The sequence below is a fragment of the Cohnella sp. SGD-V74 genome (assembly GCF_003001675.1).
GTDB lineage: Bacteria > Bacillota > Bacilli > Paenibacillales > Paenibacillaceae > Cohnella.
In genome coordinates this window covers 1-12108 of record NZ_PVYW01000041.1, presented here as the reverse complement: position 1 = coordinate 12108, position 12108 = coordinate 1, and the positions used below count along the sequence as shown (strand labels likewise).

At 56.4% G+C, this 12108-nt stretch carries 11 protein-coding genes; 9 read left to right on the top strand and 2 right to left on the bottom strand.

Annotated features, from left to right (window positions below; translation table 11 throughout):
* Positions 1–733 precede the first annotated feature (733 nt).
* Positions 734–1495: a hydrogen peroxide-dependent heme synthase gene (gene hemQ / locus B0G52_RS34905; RefSeq protein WP_094051061.1), complete on the bottom strand. Its 762-nt coding sequence runs from the start codon at positions 1493–1495 to the stop codon at positions 734–736.
* 200 nt (positions 1496–1695) lie between these two features.
* On the opposite strand from hemQ, the gene B0G52_RS34900 reads away from it, so the two are divergent.
* From B0G52_RS34900 to B0G52_RS34865, 8 genes are all read left to right on the top strand, one after another.
* Positions 1696–2007 carry a YuiB family protein gene (locus B0G52_RS34900; RefSeq protein ID WP_094051060.1) on the top strand — a complete coding sequence of 104 codons (312 nt, stop codon included), beginning with the start codon at positions 1696–1698 and terminating at the stop codon, positions 2005–2007.
* 45 nt (positions 2008–2052) lie between these two features.
* Positions 2053–2472, top strand: a complete 420-nt coding sequence (locus B0G52_RS34895; RefSeq protein WP_094051059.1) for a GtrA family protein — start codon at positions 2053–2055, stop codon at positions 2470–2472.
* 56 nt (positions 2473–2528) lie between these two features.
* Positions 2529–4013, top strand: a complete 1485-nt coding sequence (locus B0G52_RS34890; protein ID WP_094051058.1) for a DnaD domain protein — start codon at positions 2529–2531, stop codon at positions 4011–4013.
* Between the two features lie 39 nt (positions 4014–4052).
* On the top strand, positions 4053–5009 hold the full coding sequence (locus B0G52_RS34885; RefSeq protein ID WP_094051057.1) for an ATP-binding protein: 957 nt from the start codon (positions 4053–4055) through the stop codon (positions 5007–5009).
* Between the two features lie 325 nt (positions 5010–5334).
* Positions 5335–6453 carry a sulfate ABC transporter substrate-binding protein gene (locus B0G52_RS34880; protein WP_369827189.1) on the top strand — a complete coding sequence of 373 codons (1119 nt, stop codon included), beginning with the start codon at positions 5335–5337 and terminating at the stop codon, positions 6451–6453.
* Between the two features lie 31 nt (positions 6454–6484).
* Complete coding sequence (cysT, locus tag B0G52_RS34875; RefSeq protein ID WP_094051056.1) at positions 6485–7330, top strand: sulfate ABC transporter permease subunit CysT; 846 nt, start codon at positions 6485–6487, stop codon at positions 7328–7330.
* Positions 7331–7336: 6 nt separating this feature from the next.
* A complete protein-coding gene (cysW, locus tag B0G52_RS34870) occupies positions 7337–8206 on the top strand; it encodes a sulfate ABC transporter permease subunit CysW (RefSeq protein WP_094051055.1) in 870 nt (289 codons plus the stop codon).
* A gap of 35 nt (positions 8207–8241) precedes the next feature.
* Complete coding sequence (locus tag B0G52_RS34865; protein ID WP_094051054.1) at positions 8242–8442, top strand: YezD family protein; 201 nt, start codon at positions 8242–8244, stop codon at positions 8440–8442.
* 164 nt (positions 8443–8606) lie between these two features.
* Here B0G52_RS34865 and B0G52_RS34860 read toward each other — a convergent pair whose 3' ends face one another.
* A complete protein-coding gene (locus B0G52_RS34860; protein WP_094051053.1) occupies positions 8607–8753 on the bottom strand; it encodes a YqzM family protein in 147 nt (48 codons plus the stop codon).
* 246 nt (positions 8754–8999) lie between these two features.
* On the opposite strand from B0G52_RS34860, the gene uvrC reads away from it, so the two are divergent.
* Positions 9000–10922, top strand: coding sequence for an excinuclease ABC subunit UvrC (gene uvrC / locus B0G52_RS34855; protein WP_233163365.1), 1923 nt, complete (start codon positions 9000–9002; stop codon positions 10920–10922).
* The last annotated feature ends 1186 nt before the right edge of the window (positions 10923–12108 follow it).

The window sequence follows — 12108 nt, the reverse complement described above, 5'->3', positions numbered from 1 at the left end:
TCTGGCCATAAAATATCCTCCCCCGAATTGATTCTGAGGAGGATTATCTCATGGTTGCTGCAAAGAACGAAGGTGGGTAGGGTTTGACGCTTACCTGCAAAACGGGCTTCCTAATAGGGTGTTTATCTGCCGGGAATCGGTTCTTGGAACTTTCAAGTATAGCTTGCTTATTCGTCGAGTGACTGCTATTGCCCGATCCGGTCGGCTTACAGTTCTGTCAGCCCGAGTATTTCTGCTCCAACCGGGCTGAGTCGGGTTACAGCCTCGCTGAGTCTCCGTTTACTGCTCTAACCCGACTGAGTCGGGTTACAGCCTCGCTGAGTCTCCGTTTACTGCTCTAACCCGACTGAGTCGGGTTACAGCCTCGCTGAGTCTCCGTTTACTGTTCTAACCGGACTGAGTCGGGCTGCAGCCTCGCTGAGTCTCCGTTTACTGCTCTAGCCCGACTGAGTCGGGCTGCAGCCTCGCTGAGTCTCCGTTTACTGCTCTAGCCCGACTAAGTCGGGTTACAGCCTAGCTGAGTCTCCGTTTACTGCTCCAACCCGACTGAGTCGGGCTGCAGCCTAGCTGAGTCTCCGTTTACTGCTCTAGCCCGACTGAGTCGGGTTACAGCCTAGCTGAGTCTCCGTTTACTGCTCTAACCCGACTGAGTCGGGCTGCAGCCTCGCTGAGTCTCCGTTTACTGTTCCAACCGGACTCAGTCGGGCTGCAGCGATCCTTCCTGTGGCTAACGTTACTGCGGAAGCGATCTGCCGGGCAGCAGGCGGGAGAACGCTTCTTCGGTCAGCAGATTGCCGACGAAGAACGATCCGAACTCGCCGTAACGCGCGCTGACTTCGTCGAATCTCATCTCGTAGACGAGCTTCTTGAACTGCAGGGCGTCGTCGGAGAACAGCGTCACGCCCCATTCCCAGTCGTCGAAGCCGACCGAGCCGGAGATGATCTGCTTCACCTTGCCGGCGTAGCCGCGGCCGATCATGCCGTGGCTTCTCATCAGCGTCTTGCGCTCTTCCATCGGCAGCATGTACCAGTTGTCCTCGAGATTGCGCTTCTTGTTCATCGGGTAGAAGCAAATATGCTTGCTCTTCGGCAAAGTCGGCTTCAGGCGGGCGACGATCTCCGGCACTTGCAGCGGATCTACGCCGGGAGCTCCCATATAGTTGCTCAGCTCGACTACGCTGACGTAGGAGTAAGCTTTAACGGTATAGCGGGCAAAGCTCGAACGGTTGAACGCGTTCTCGAGCTCGTTCAGCTCCTCCAGCGTCTCCCGCAGATGCATGAGGATGAAGTCCGCTTTCTGGCCGACGATCGAGTAGAATGCGTAGCTGCCTTCCTTGCGCTCTTCGTTCGCCGTCCATTCCGCGCGCAGCTTCGCCAGCTCGTCCAGCGCGGCGTCTTTTTCCGCGGGGGTCGCGGCGTTCCAGGCTTGCCAGTCGATCGTGCGCAGGTCGTGCAGCACGTACCATCCATCCAATGTTTGAGCGGCTTCGCTCATCTATCATCTCTCCTTGTCCAAGCGGTTTATTCCCATTGTAGCCCAACGGGCGAGCGAGGGGCAAACGTCCGCAGCCGCATTGACGGGAGAAAACGACATTTTCGACGTTTTGTTCACAGCTCATTCACACCCTCCGCGTTGACTGGGGCCCGACCAGCTTGTAAACTGGAAAAGAGTCTGACTTTTGGAGGGTTTGCGCAATGATCGGTGGAGTCGTAGGTGGCATCTTGTTCGGGATTATCGGCTCGCTGCTCTGCTTGGTGCTGTTTTTCGGCATCGGCTTTATTCTGAACATGCTGATTAAGACAACCTGGTTCCCGCTCTGGCTGTTCGTGATCGTCGTCATTCCGCTCGGCATTTGGCAGCTGTGGCAGGATGATTTGACCGTTACCGAAAATATACAATCGCTGCTCGTATCCGATACGATTCTGATCGTGGCCGGCGGCGTCGGCGCTTATTTGAGCGGCTGGGCGATCCGCGCGCTGCGGCGCGGCGGGTATAAAATGTTCTGAACCTCGCGAACGGAGCGAGGCTGAGCGGAATCGGGAGGAGTCGAAATGCTCCGGCTATCGGAAGGGTTGAAAATGGCGAAGTACGCGCTCGTGGGCGGATTGAACACGGGAGTGGATTTCGCCGTTTTTTGTGCGTTGGTATACGGATTGGGCTTCCCGTCCGCGGGAGCGCAGGCCGTATCCTATTTGGCGGGCACGGTGAACAGCTACTTGCTGAACCGCTACTGGACGTTCCGGGTACGAAACAAGATGAGCGCGGCCGAAATGGTCCGCTTCGTCCTCGTGAACGCGGCGTCGTTCGCGGCGGCCACGGCCGTGCTGCTCGCACTCGAACACGCGGGGCTGGAGGCGGCTGCGGCCAAGGCGGTTTCGGTTTTTGTCTCCCTTGCGGTGAACTATGCGGGGTATCGTCTGTGGGTGTTCGGAGGCAAACAACGGCAGCGAATCGAAGAGCGCGAATCTTGAATTCTATGCTACAATAGAAGGATCATCACTTTGAAGAAAAGAGTGTCGATCCCGCGATGCGCGTGTCGAATTTAATGGAGTTTACGGAAAATCACCGGTTCATCGTCAGCAGGGACTTTGCGCTCAGCGGCCTGGACCGGAAAGCGCTGGTCAGCCTGTACCAGCCGATGGCGGGCGCGGTTTCGGCCGCTTTCTACCAGCTGCTCTATCATCAGATCGCCGAAGACGCTTCCGGAATATCGGCTCCGGAGTCGCAGCGCAAGCTGTTTCTCGGACTGGGGATGGAGCTGAACGCCGGCGGCCGGCAGTCGGTCGTCGACGCGGCTTCCCGGCTGGAAGCGGTCGGCCTGCTGCAAGTATACCGCCATCATAATCCGTTGTCAGAGGAAACGCTGTACGAATATGTTCTTGTCGCCCCTCTCAGTCCGGGCGAGTTTTTCGCGAGCGAGCATCTGACGCTGCTGCTGCGGGACAAGATCGGCAAGAGCGCGCTGCTGGAGCTGCGCGACGTTTTCGCTCCGGAGCCGCCGTCGGAGCTCGCCCGGTTCGTCAACCGGGAGGAAGCGACCGTTCACTTCTCGGAAATTTTCCGCATCAGCCCCGGGCAGGTCGATCCGGAGCTCGAAGCGGGCTGGTCCGAGAGCGCCGTGGCGAAGGAAGCCCCTTCGTTCCGTCCGGCGGAACGGATTCGCCATAGCGAGATGATCCTGCGATTTCCGCGAGGTTCGGCGAACCGGGTGTTCGTGGAGAGGCTGAATCGCGCGCCGCAGGCGATGGCTCAGATCAATTATTTGGCGTACAAATATGACTTGGAAGTGCCGGAGATTTGCCGTTTGCTCGACGAAGACGGCATGTTCCGCCACGACGGCACGCTGCAATGGGACGACCTGCAGCATCGGGCGAACCTGATGTATCGGCAGGATCGCAAGCGTGCGGAAGAGCGGGAACGGTTTCTCGCGAGAGGGGAAGAAAGGCCCGGGGGGATGCCGGCGGACGAGCCAGTCGCGATTCCTCCGTCCTTGCTGCTCGACATCCCGGAGAGGTTCCAAGAGAAAGTCGCCGTGGAGCGCTACAACGAGATGCTTCGCAGGGAGCCGTACACGCGGATGCTGGCGCGCTATTTTCCGGGGGAAGTGCCGGACAACTTCGTGCGCGTATTCGAGCGAATCGACTTAAGCTATAAGCTGCCCGAGCCGGTCATCAACGTGCTGATCCACTACGTGTTCTCGCTCGGGAGAGCGCAGCGGCTGACGAAGTCGTTCGTCGACGCGATCGCTTCGAACATGCTGGCCAAAGGCATCGACACGATCGAGAAGGCGATCAGGTATATTCGCGAGCAGGAGAAGCTGAACGAAGCGCTCGACCGCAAAAACCGCGGGGACGAGCCCTCCGGCGCGGCTGCAGCGGCCGGATCGCGCGGGGGCGGGCGCCGCAAGCCCGCGATGTCCGTCGTCAAGGATACAGGACCAGCGGCGGAGGTCACTCCGGAAGAGCTGGAACGGATGCTGGCCCGGGCGAGAGAACGAAAGAGCAAAAAATAATGCCGGTTAAGTTAAGCGGCTCGAGAGGAGGCACGGAGAATGGAATCGTTACAGGAAGCTTTGCGCCGTCTGCCGTTCGGTCCGCAGTCGGGACGAGGGCGAGACATCGCCGCGCAGGTGTTGGCCGATCCGCTCGTGGTCGACCTGCGCGAACGCTATCCCGAGCTGGACGATCAGGCGCTGCGCCTGAACTTGAATCGCCTCTACCAGATGACCAAGGAACATCGCAACTGCCAGGCCTGTCCTGGGCTTGAAGCTTGTCCGAACGACATGCAGGGCCATTCCACCGGCATTTCGTGCGAAAGCTTAAACGGCCGTTGGCAGATCAACGACTATAAAACCCCCTGCTCCAAGTGGATTGCATTCGAAGGTCAGGAGAGAATCCGCCGCAGGGTGACGAGCCTGTACTTGGACAATTCCACGTTAGGGCAGTTTTATGATGAAGAAGAGATGATCCGCCTGGATGCGAACCGGGCGATGGCCGTGGACCAGCTTCAGGAATACGCCGACCGGGCGGAAGAGTCGGGCCTGCCGACTCGCGGATTGTATCTTCAGGGCAATTTCGGCACCGGCAAGACGTATCTCGCCGGTTACTTGCTGCATAGGCTCGCGAGAAAAGGCTACTCCGGCGTCATCGTGTACATGCCCGAATTCGTCGAGGACGCCAAAGCGCTCATGTTCGAGCCGCAGAAGCTGAAAGAGACGATTACTATGATGAAGGAAGCCGATCTGCTCGTCTTCGACGATATCGGCGCGGAAAATTTGACGCCTTGGGTGCGCGACCACGTGCTGGGCGCGATTCTGAACCATCGGATGAACCGCAAGCCGACCTTCTACACGTCCAATCACGATCTGGAGGATCTGGAGAAGCACTTCAGCTTCACGCACAAGGAAGGCGAAGAAATGCACAAGGGGCAGCGGTTGATGGACCGCATCCGTTCGTTCGTCGACGTCATCCACGTCCGGGGGCGCAACCATCGCGGCTCCGGGAAATAATCTCGAACTGTTTTACGGGACATGAGGGCCTTCCTCTCGATGTGAAAGCACATCGGAGGGAGGCCACTTTTTTTCAAAATGGATTTATCAGTTTTTTTTATAGACACTTATTGACAATCGACTTGCCACCCTGTTAAGATTTCACCAATACCAAGTAAGTTTATATGATTTACATGGTATATGGGTATTGTTGATGAAAGCGGGTTTCGCGAACAGCACACAGTTGGCGGGCACGCGAACGAGAAATCGGTTCTCGAGCTACCGGAATGGCCATCCGGAGCGACGGAAACGCAAAAACACATTGAAATGGTTGGGGTGGATGAACATGAAATCATTTAAAACTTTTAGCTTGGTACTTATAGCGGCACTGATCGTTACCGTACTTGCGGCATGCGGTTCCAAAAACAATAGCAGCGAACCGTCCAAGTCCAATGCAGCGTCGCCCAGCGCGTCGGCTTCCGCAAGCGAATCGCCTAGCGCTTCGGCGGAACCGAGCAAAGAAGTTCCGAAAGACATCGAACTGCTTAACGTATCCTACGACCCTACTCGCGAGCTGTATGAAGAGTTCAACAAAAGTTTCGCTGAATACTGGAAAGAAAAAACCGGAGGCAACGTCACGATCAAGCAATCCCACGGCGGCTCGGGCAAGCAAGCCCGCTCGGTCATCGACGGATTGGACGCGGATGTCGTCACCTTGGCGCTTGGCTTCGATATCGACGCGTTAGTGGAGCCGGGACTGCTCAAGCCCGACTGGCAGACAACGTTCGAACAGAACAGCACGCCGTACACGTCCACGATCGTTTTCCTCGTGCGCAAAGGCAATCCGAAAGCAATCAAGGACTGGGACGATCTGATCAAGGACGGCATCCAGGTCATTACCCCGAACCCGAAAACGTCGGGAGGAGCGCGTTGGAACTATCTGGCCGCTTGGGGCTTCGCGACGAAAACGCTCGGCTACGACGAAGCGCAGACGCTCGATTTCCTGAAGAAGCTGTTCAAGAACGTGCCGGTGCTCGACACGGGAGCCCGCGGATCGACGACGACGTTCGTGGAAAAAGGAATCGGCGACGTGCTGCTGGCGTGGGAGAACGAAGCGTATCTCGCTCTGAAGGAGTTCGGCGACAATTACGAGATCGTAACGCCTTCCCTGAGCATTCTGGCTGAACCGCCGGTCGCCCTCGTTGACAAAAACGTCGACAAGAGAGGCACGCGGGAAGCGGCAACGGAATACCTGCAATACTTGTACACCGAGCAAGGCCAAGAGATCGCGGCGAAAAACTTCTACCGTCCTCGCCTTCAATCGGTTGCCGACAAATACAAAGACCAATTCGGCGAACTCAACCTGCTGACGATCGACCAGGACTTCGGCGGTTGGAACGAAGCGCAATCGAAGCACTTCTCCGACGGAGGCACGTTCGACCAAATTTATACCCCGGGATCCTAACCAAGGGCCGGGAGGAGGTTAACGCGGCATCATGACACGTTTTCGAAAAAAAGAACGGATATTGCCCGGATTTTCCATCACGCTGGGCTTTACGATCCTCTATCTCAGCCTGATCGTATTGATTCCGCTGGCGGCGCTGGCCATCAAATCGGCGGACCTGTCGGCCGCCCAGTGGTGGAAGACCGTGTCCGATCCGCGCGTCGTGGCCTCCTACAGGTTAAGCTTAACGACCGCATTCGTCGCGGCGGCGGTCAACTTCGTCTTCGGATTGCTGCTTGCCTGGGTGCTCGTGCGCTACGAGTTTCCCGGCAAGCGGATCATCGACGGTCTCATCGATTTGCCGTTCGCGCTGCCGACGGCGGTCGCGGGCATCGCTCTTACGACCATCTATGCGCCCAAGGGCTGGGTAGGCTCCCTGCTCGAGCCTTTGGGCATCAAGGTGGCGTACACTCCGATCGGAATCACGATCGCGCTGATCTTCATCGGCATTCCGTTCGTCGTGCGAACGGTGCAGCCGGTGCTGCAGGATCTGGAATCCGATATGGAGGAAGCGGCGGTCATGCTCGGTTCGTACCGGCTGCGCATTTTCTTCAAAATCATTTTGCCCGATTTGATTCCTCCGCTGCTGACGGGCTTCGCGCTGGCGTTCGCCCGCGGCATCGGGGAATACGGCTCGGTCGTGTTCATCTCCGGCAACATGCCGATGAAGACGGAGATCGCGCCGCTGCTGATCATTACGAAGCTCGAGCAGTACCAATACGCGCAAGCCGCGGCGGTCGCCGTCGTGCTTCTGCTGATCTCCTTCGCGCTGCTGTTGGTCATCAACATTTTGCAAAGGTGGAGCAATCGCCGCCTTCGCACCGTGAAGGGGGCCTGATCGGACATGGCGGGAATCGTTACAAATCCGCGGACTTCGAAAAAACATGCGGTGAAGCCGCATCTGTCGGAGCCCGGAATCGTGAAGTACGTGCTGATCGGCATTGCGCTGCTGTTCCTCTCTCTGATTGTGCTGCTTCCGATGGCGGCGGTATTGGTCGAAGGGTTTCGCAAAGGCTGGGAGGCTTATCTGAGCGCCTTAACTCACCCGGACGCGATGTCGGCTTTGAGATTGACGCTGATTACGGCGCTGATCGCCGTCCCGTTGAATACGATTTTCGGGTTGGCGGCGGCTTGGGCGATTACGAAGTTCAAGTTTCGCGGGAAAAATCTGCTCGTCACGCTGATCGACTTGCCTTTCGCGGTATCGCCGGTCGTGAGCGGTTTGATCTACGTATTGCTGTTCGGCGCGCAAGGCTTGCTCGGGCCGTGGCTCGACAAGCACGATATCGATATTATTTTCGCTACGCCGGGGATCGTTATCGCCACAATGTTCGTTACATTCCCGTTTGTGGCGAGAGAGCTGATTCCGCTCATGGAGACGCAGGGAGTCACGGACGAGGAAGCGGCGGTCAGCCTCGGTGCGAAGGGCTGGCGGGTATTCTTCAAGGTGACGCTGCCGAACATCAAGTGGGGCTTGCTGTACGGCATGATTCTGTGCAACGCGAGAGCGATGGGCGAATTCGGAGCGGTGTCGGTCGTGTCCGGCCATATTCGGGGCGAGACGAACACGCTGCCGCTGCATATCGAAATTTTGTACAACGAATATCAATTCAGTGCCGCGTTCGCCGTAGCTTCGCTGCTGATGGTACTGGCCGTCGTCACACTCATCATCAAGTCCGTGCTTGAAGGCCGCATGAGCGAAGAAAGCCGTTAATAAACGTCGCACAATACGAAACGGAGGAGAACAGAATGGCTAAACCGGTAGAAGTAGACGAACGTTGGTTGGGACGCATCGCCGAACAGGTCAACGGACTGGAGTACGGCGAGGTCAACATTGTCGTTCATGACGGCCGAATCGTGCAGATCGAGCGCAAGGAAAGAAGACGCTATGACGATGCGGCCAGAAGCGCGAAGAAAGAGCGCGAATCGATTAATTCGCAATCTTCGTAGGACGCCGCGTCACTTGTTCGACCGCCTGCCGCTGGGCGCGCACGGGAATGGAAGAGGCAACTCCGCTCTATGAGAGAGCGGGCCTCTTCCATTTTCGTTTTTATCGGATCGTAATACAAAGGGGCCGCCCCGTTTCGGGACAGCCCCTTGCTCTTTTTCTCAGATCAAGAAATGATGAATTTAACGACAACCGCGACCGTGAACACGATGAACATGAAGCCGAACATCACTCCAAAGCCCGTCGCTACGTCGAACAAATCGTCGCGCGGCTCTTCGTTGACGTGCTGGCGCGGATCGGTAACATTTGCCATTGGTAAGCCTCCTGACACGCATTCGATAACTACAGTATACCCAACATCGCTTTTTGTTGTAAAGTATTCCCCCGAACGATAGGTGACAAGTTTGCGACAACGGAAAAACCGATGAGGCGGCGCATCGCCCGAATGTGCTACAATGGGAGGAACGGGTGTTCTATCCGGCCGGACATAGAGAGATCAAGCCAGAAGGAGGTACGTTTCTTGGATATCCTGAATTCTACCGCGAGTCGGGACAAAGCGATGGAGAACATTCGCAACAAGCTGGCGCTGCTTCCCGACCAGCCCGGCTGTTATTTGATGAAAAACGAAGAAGGAAAAATCATATACGTTGGCAAGGCCAAAGTGCTGAAAAACCGCGTGCGCTCCTACTTTACCGGAAGCCACGACGGCAAGACGCAAAGGCTCGTCTCGGAAATCCGCGATTTCGAGTACATCGTGACGGCCAGCAATACGGAATCGCTGATCCTTGAGTGCAATTTGATCAAGGAGCATTTTCCCCGATACAACGTGCTGCTGAAGGACGACAAGTCGTTCCCCTACCTGAAAATCACGAACGAAAAGCATCCGAAGCTTGAGGTGACAAGGCGAGTCGTCAAGGACAAGGCGAAGTATTTCGGCCCCTATCCGAACGCCTTTGCCGCCCAGGAGACGAAGAAGCTTCTCGATAGGATGTACCCGCTGCGCAAATGCAATTCGCTGCCGGACAAAGTGTGTCTGTACTATCATCTGGGCCAGTGCGTGGCGCCTTGCGAATATCCGGTGGAGCCGTCCGTTTACGACGACATGGTCGGGGAAATCGCCAAGTTTCTGAACGGCGGGCACACGGAAATCAAAAAAGAGCTGAAGCGCAAGATGGAGCAGGCCGCCGAAGAGCTGCAATTCGAGCGGGCAAAAGAATACCGTGACCAGATCGTCGCGATCGAAGCGTTGATGGAGAAGCAGACGATCAACATGGCGGATGCTATGGACCGCGACGTGTTCGGCTATTCGGTCGACAAGGGCTGGATGTGCGTGCAGATCTTGTATATGCGGCAGGGGAAAATGAACCAGCGGCACATGTCCGTGTTTCCGTTCTACGGAGAGGCGTACGACGACTTCCTCAGCTATGTGACGCAATATTACAGCGATAATCCGGCATTGCCCCGCGAGGTGCTGCTGCCTTCGCCGCCGGGGGAAGAATCGGTCGAGGAGGCTGCCGAGAAATCCGCCCAGCCGGGCGTGGCCGTTGAAGCGGACCGGACCGCCATGGTCGCCGAGACGAAGGAAAGCTATGGCGAAGCGGCGGAGGCGCACGAGGCCGCGGAAGAAGGCGAAGCTGCCGAGGTAGGAGAGTCGCTGCGCCGCTGGCTGAAGATCAAGGTCGCGATTCCCCGCCGGGGTTCGAAGCGGCAGCTCGTCTCGATGGCTTGCGACAACTCACGCGTCGCGCTGGAGGAGAAGTTCCGCTTGATTGAGCGGGACGAATCGCGCACTGCCAAGGCGGCCGAGGGTCTGGCCAATTGGCTGCGCATTCCGAGCGCGTCGCGGATCGAAGCGTTCGATAACTCGAACATTCAGGGCACCTCTGCGGTGTCGGCGATGGTCGTGTTTACGGACGGCAAACCCGACAAGAAGGAGTATCGCAAGTACAACGTCAAGACGGTGCAGGGACCGGACGATTACGAGTCGATGCGCGAAGTCGTTCGGCGCCGTTACGAGCGCGTATTGAAGGAAGGGCAGCGCCTGCCCGATCTGATCGTCGTCGACGGCGGCAAAGGGCATATCGCCGCCGCGCTGGACGTGCTCGTTAACGAGCTGGGGCTCGACGTACCCGTATGCGGCTTGGCGAAGGACGCGAAGCACCGTACCTCGCAGCTGCTCGTGGGCGATCCGCCCGAAGTCGTGCCGTTGCCGCGCGATAGTCAGGAGTTCTACTTGCTGCAGCGCATCCAGGACGAGGTGCACCGGTTCGCGATTACGTTCCACCGCGAGAAGCGGGCCAAGTCGATGGTCGCTTCCCGTCTCGACGCGATACCGGGCATCGGAGAGAAAAGAAGGAAGCAGTTGCTGAGCCATTTCGGTTCGCTCAAAGCGATCAAGGAAGCGTCCGTCGCGGATTTTCGCGCCGTATCGATCGGTGAAGCGCTGGCTCAGCGCATTCTCGACGCGCTTCATGCGGAATAATCGGCCTTATCAGGTGGTGTTATCGGTCAGTCGGACTGGCTGGATGACGCCGCTTTTTTACACATATCACAGTACAAAATCACTCCCCTATTTCAGAAAATTGGTTAAGGTAAGCTCATATAGGGAGCAACGTACAAAGCGGATATTCAAGAGAACTGGCCAGAGCGATTGGGCATGTCTGATGTGTAATACTCAATGTGTAATACTCAATGTGGAACACCCAATGTGTAGCGCGGCTGTAGCGATCCCGCTCTGGAGTTTATTGTCCTCTTCTCCGCCTCTTTTGCCGCTATCCCTTCCGCTCAGCTTTTCCGCGCCACATTTTGAATAAGCATGATAGTACCATTCCCGTTCTTTTGCCGCTATCCCGTCTACTCAGTTTTTGGTGCGCTGCATTCTGAATCCATAGTGCCTTTTTCGCTCTTTTGCCGGTATCCCGTCTATTCAGTTTCTTGCGCCGACTTCCGAATCCATAGCACCATTTCTCTCCTTTTGCCGCTATCCCGTCTACTCAGTTTTTTGTGCGCCGAATTCTGAATCTATAGCATCTTTTCTCTTCTTTTGCCGCTATCCCATCTATTCAGTTTTTAGTGCACCACATTTCTGAATAGATATGTAGTGCCATTTCCGCTCTTTTGCCGGTATCCCGTTCAGTCAGGTTAGTCGTACGCCTCCTGGGAGATCGGCCATGACCTATCTTCCATTTGTCGGTATCCCGACAGCTCAGAAATCTGGTATAGCGTTTAGCGCTAGTTATCCCGTTTAATCAGTTGATCATCTTCGAGGCTGTGAATTAGGGTTCAGCAGCTTGTTAGGTATCCCCATGACTCAGTTTGAGATCTATTTTGAAAAAAGAACGAGATTGTGGAGGGTGAGGGATTAGCCTCGTTCCGTTCGAAAAGGGGCACATCATCCAAGCTTAAGCGATGGTTGTCGTGAAGCTCGCGTCAGTCTGCCAGACCGGGAACGGCCGCTAGATTTCGTGAGTTCATTATAAGTGATCGTGGAAGAATGGATGCAATCGGCGAGTAATTGAACGTAGAGGGTGGATCGGCCGCGATTGTAATAATAGCAAAATTGATCAAGATACACCTGCAGGTGCTTAGGACCGATGCCCAGGAACGTTCGGCCAATCCACCAAGTCACATCGTACCCCATCCACGCGAGCTTTTTATTCATATCCCGT

Excerpts from the sequence above, each read along its gene's own strand:
- cysT (WP_094051056.1), top strand. The coding sequence starts at position 6,485 with ATGACACGTTTTCGAAAAAAAGAACGGATATTGCCCGGATTTTCCATC.
- B0G52_RS34890 (WP_094051058.1), top strand. The coding sequence starts at position 2,529 with ATGCGCGTGTCGAATTTAATGGAGTTTACGGAAAATCACCGGTTCATC.
- uvrC (WP_233163365.1), top strand. The coding sequence starts at position 9,000 with ATGGAGAACATTCGCAACAAGCTGGCGCTGCTTCCCGACCAGCCCGGC.
- B0G52_RS34895 (WP_094051059.1), top strand. The coding sequence starts at position 2,053 with ATGCTCCGGCTATCGGAAGGGTTGAAAATGGCGAAGTACGCGCTCGTG.
- B0G52_RS34880 (WP_369827189.1), top strand. The coding sequence starts at position 5,335 with ATGAAATCATTTAAAACTTTTAGCTTGGTACTTATAGCGGCACTGATC.
- B0G52_RS34860 (WP_094051053.1), bottom strand. The coding sequence starts at position 8,753 with ATGGCAAATGTTACCGATCCGCGCCAGCACGTCAACGAAGAGCCGCGC.
- B0G52_RS34865 (WP_094051054.1), top strand. The coding sequence starts at position 8,242 with ATGGCTAAACCGGTAGAAGTAGACGAACGTTGGTTGGGACGCATCGCC.
- cysW (WP_094051055.1), top strand. The coding sequence starts at position 7,337 with ATGGCGGGAATCGTTACAAATCCGCGGACTTCGAAAAAACATGCGGTG.
- B0G52_RS34885 (WP_094051057.1), top strand. The coding sequence starts at position 4,053 with ATGGAATCGTTACAGGAAGCTTTGCGCCGTCTGCCGTTCGGTCCGCAG.
- hemQ (WP_094051061.1), bottom strand. The coding sequence starts at position 1,495 with ATGAGCGAAGCCGCTCAAACATTGGATGGATGGTACGTGCTGCACGAC.
- B0G52_RS34900 (WP_094051060.1), top strand. The coding sequence starts at position 1,696 with ATGATCGGTGGAGTCGTAGGTGGCATCTTGTTCGGGATTATCGGCTCG.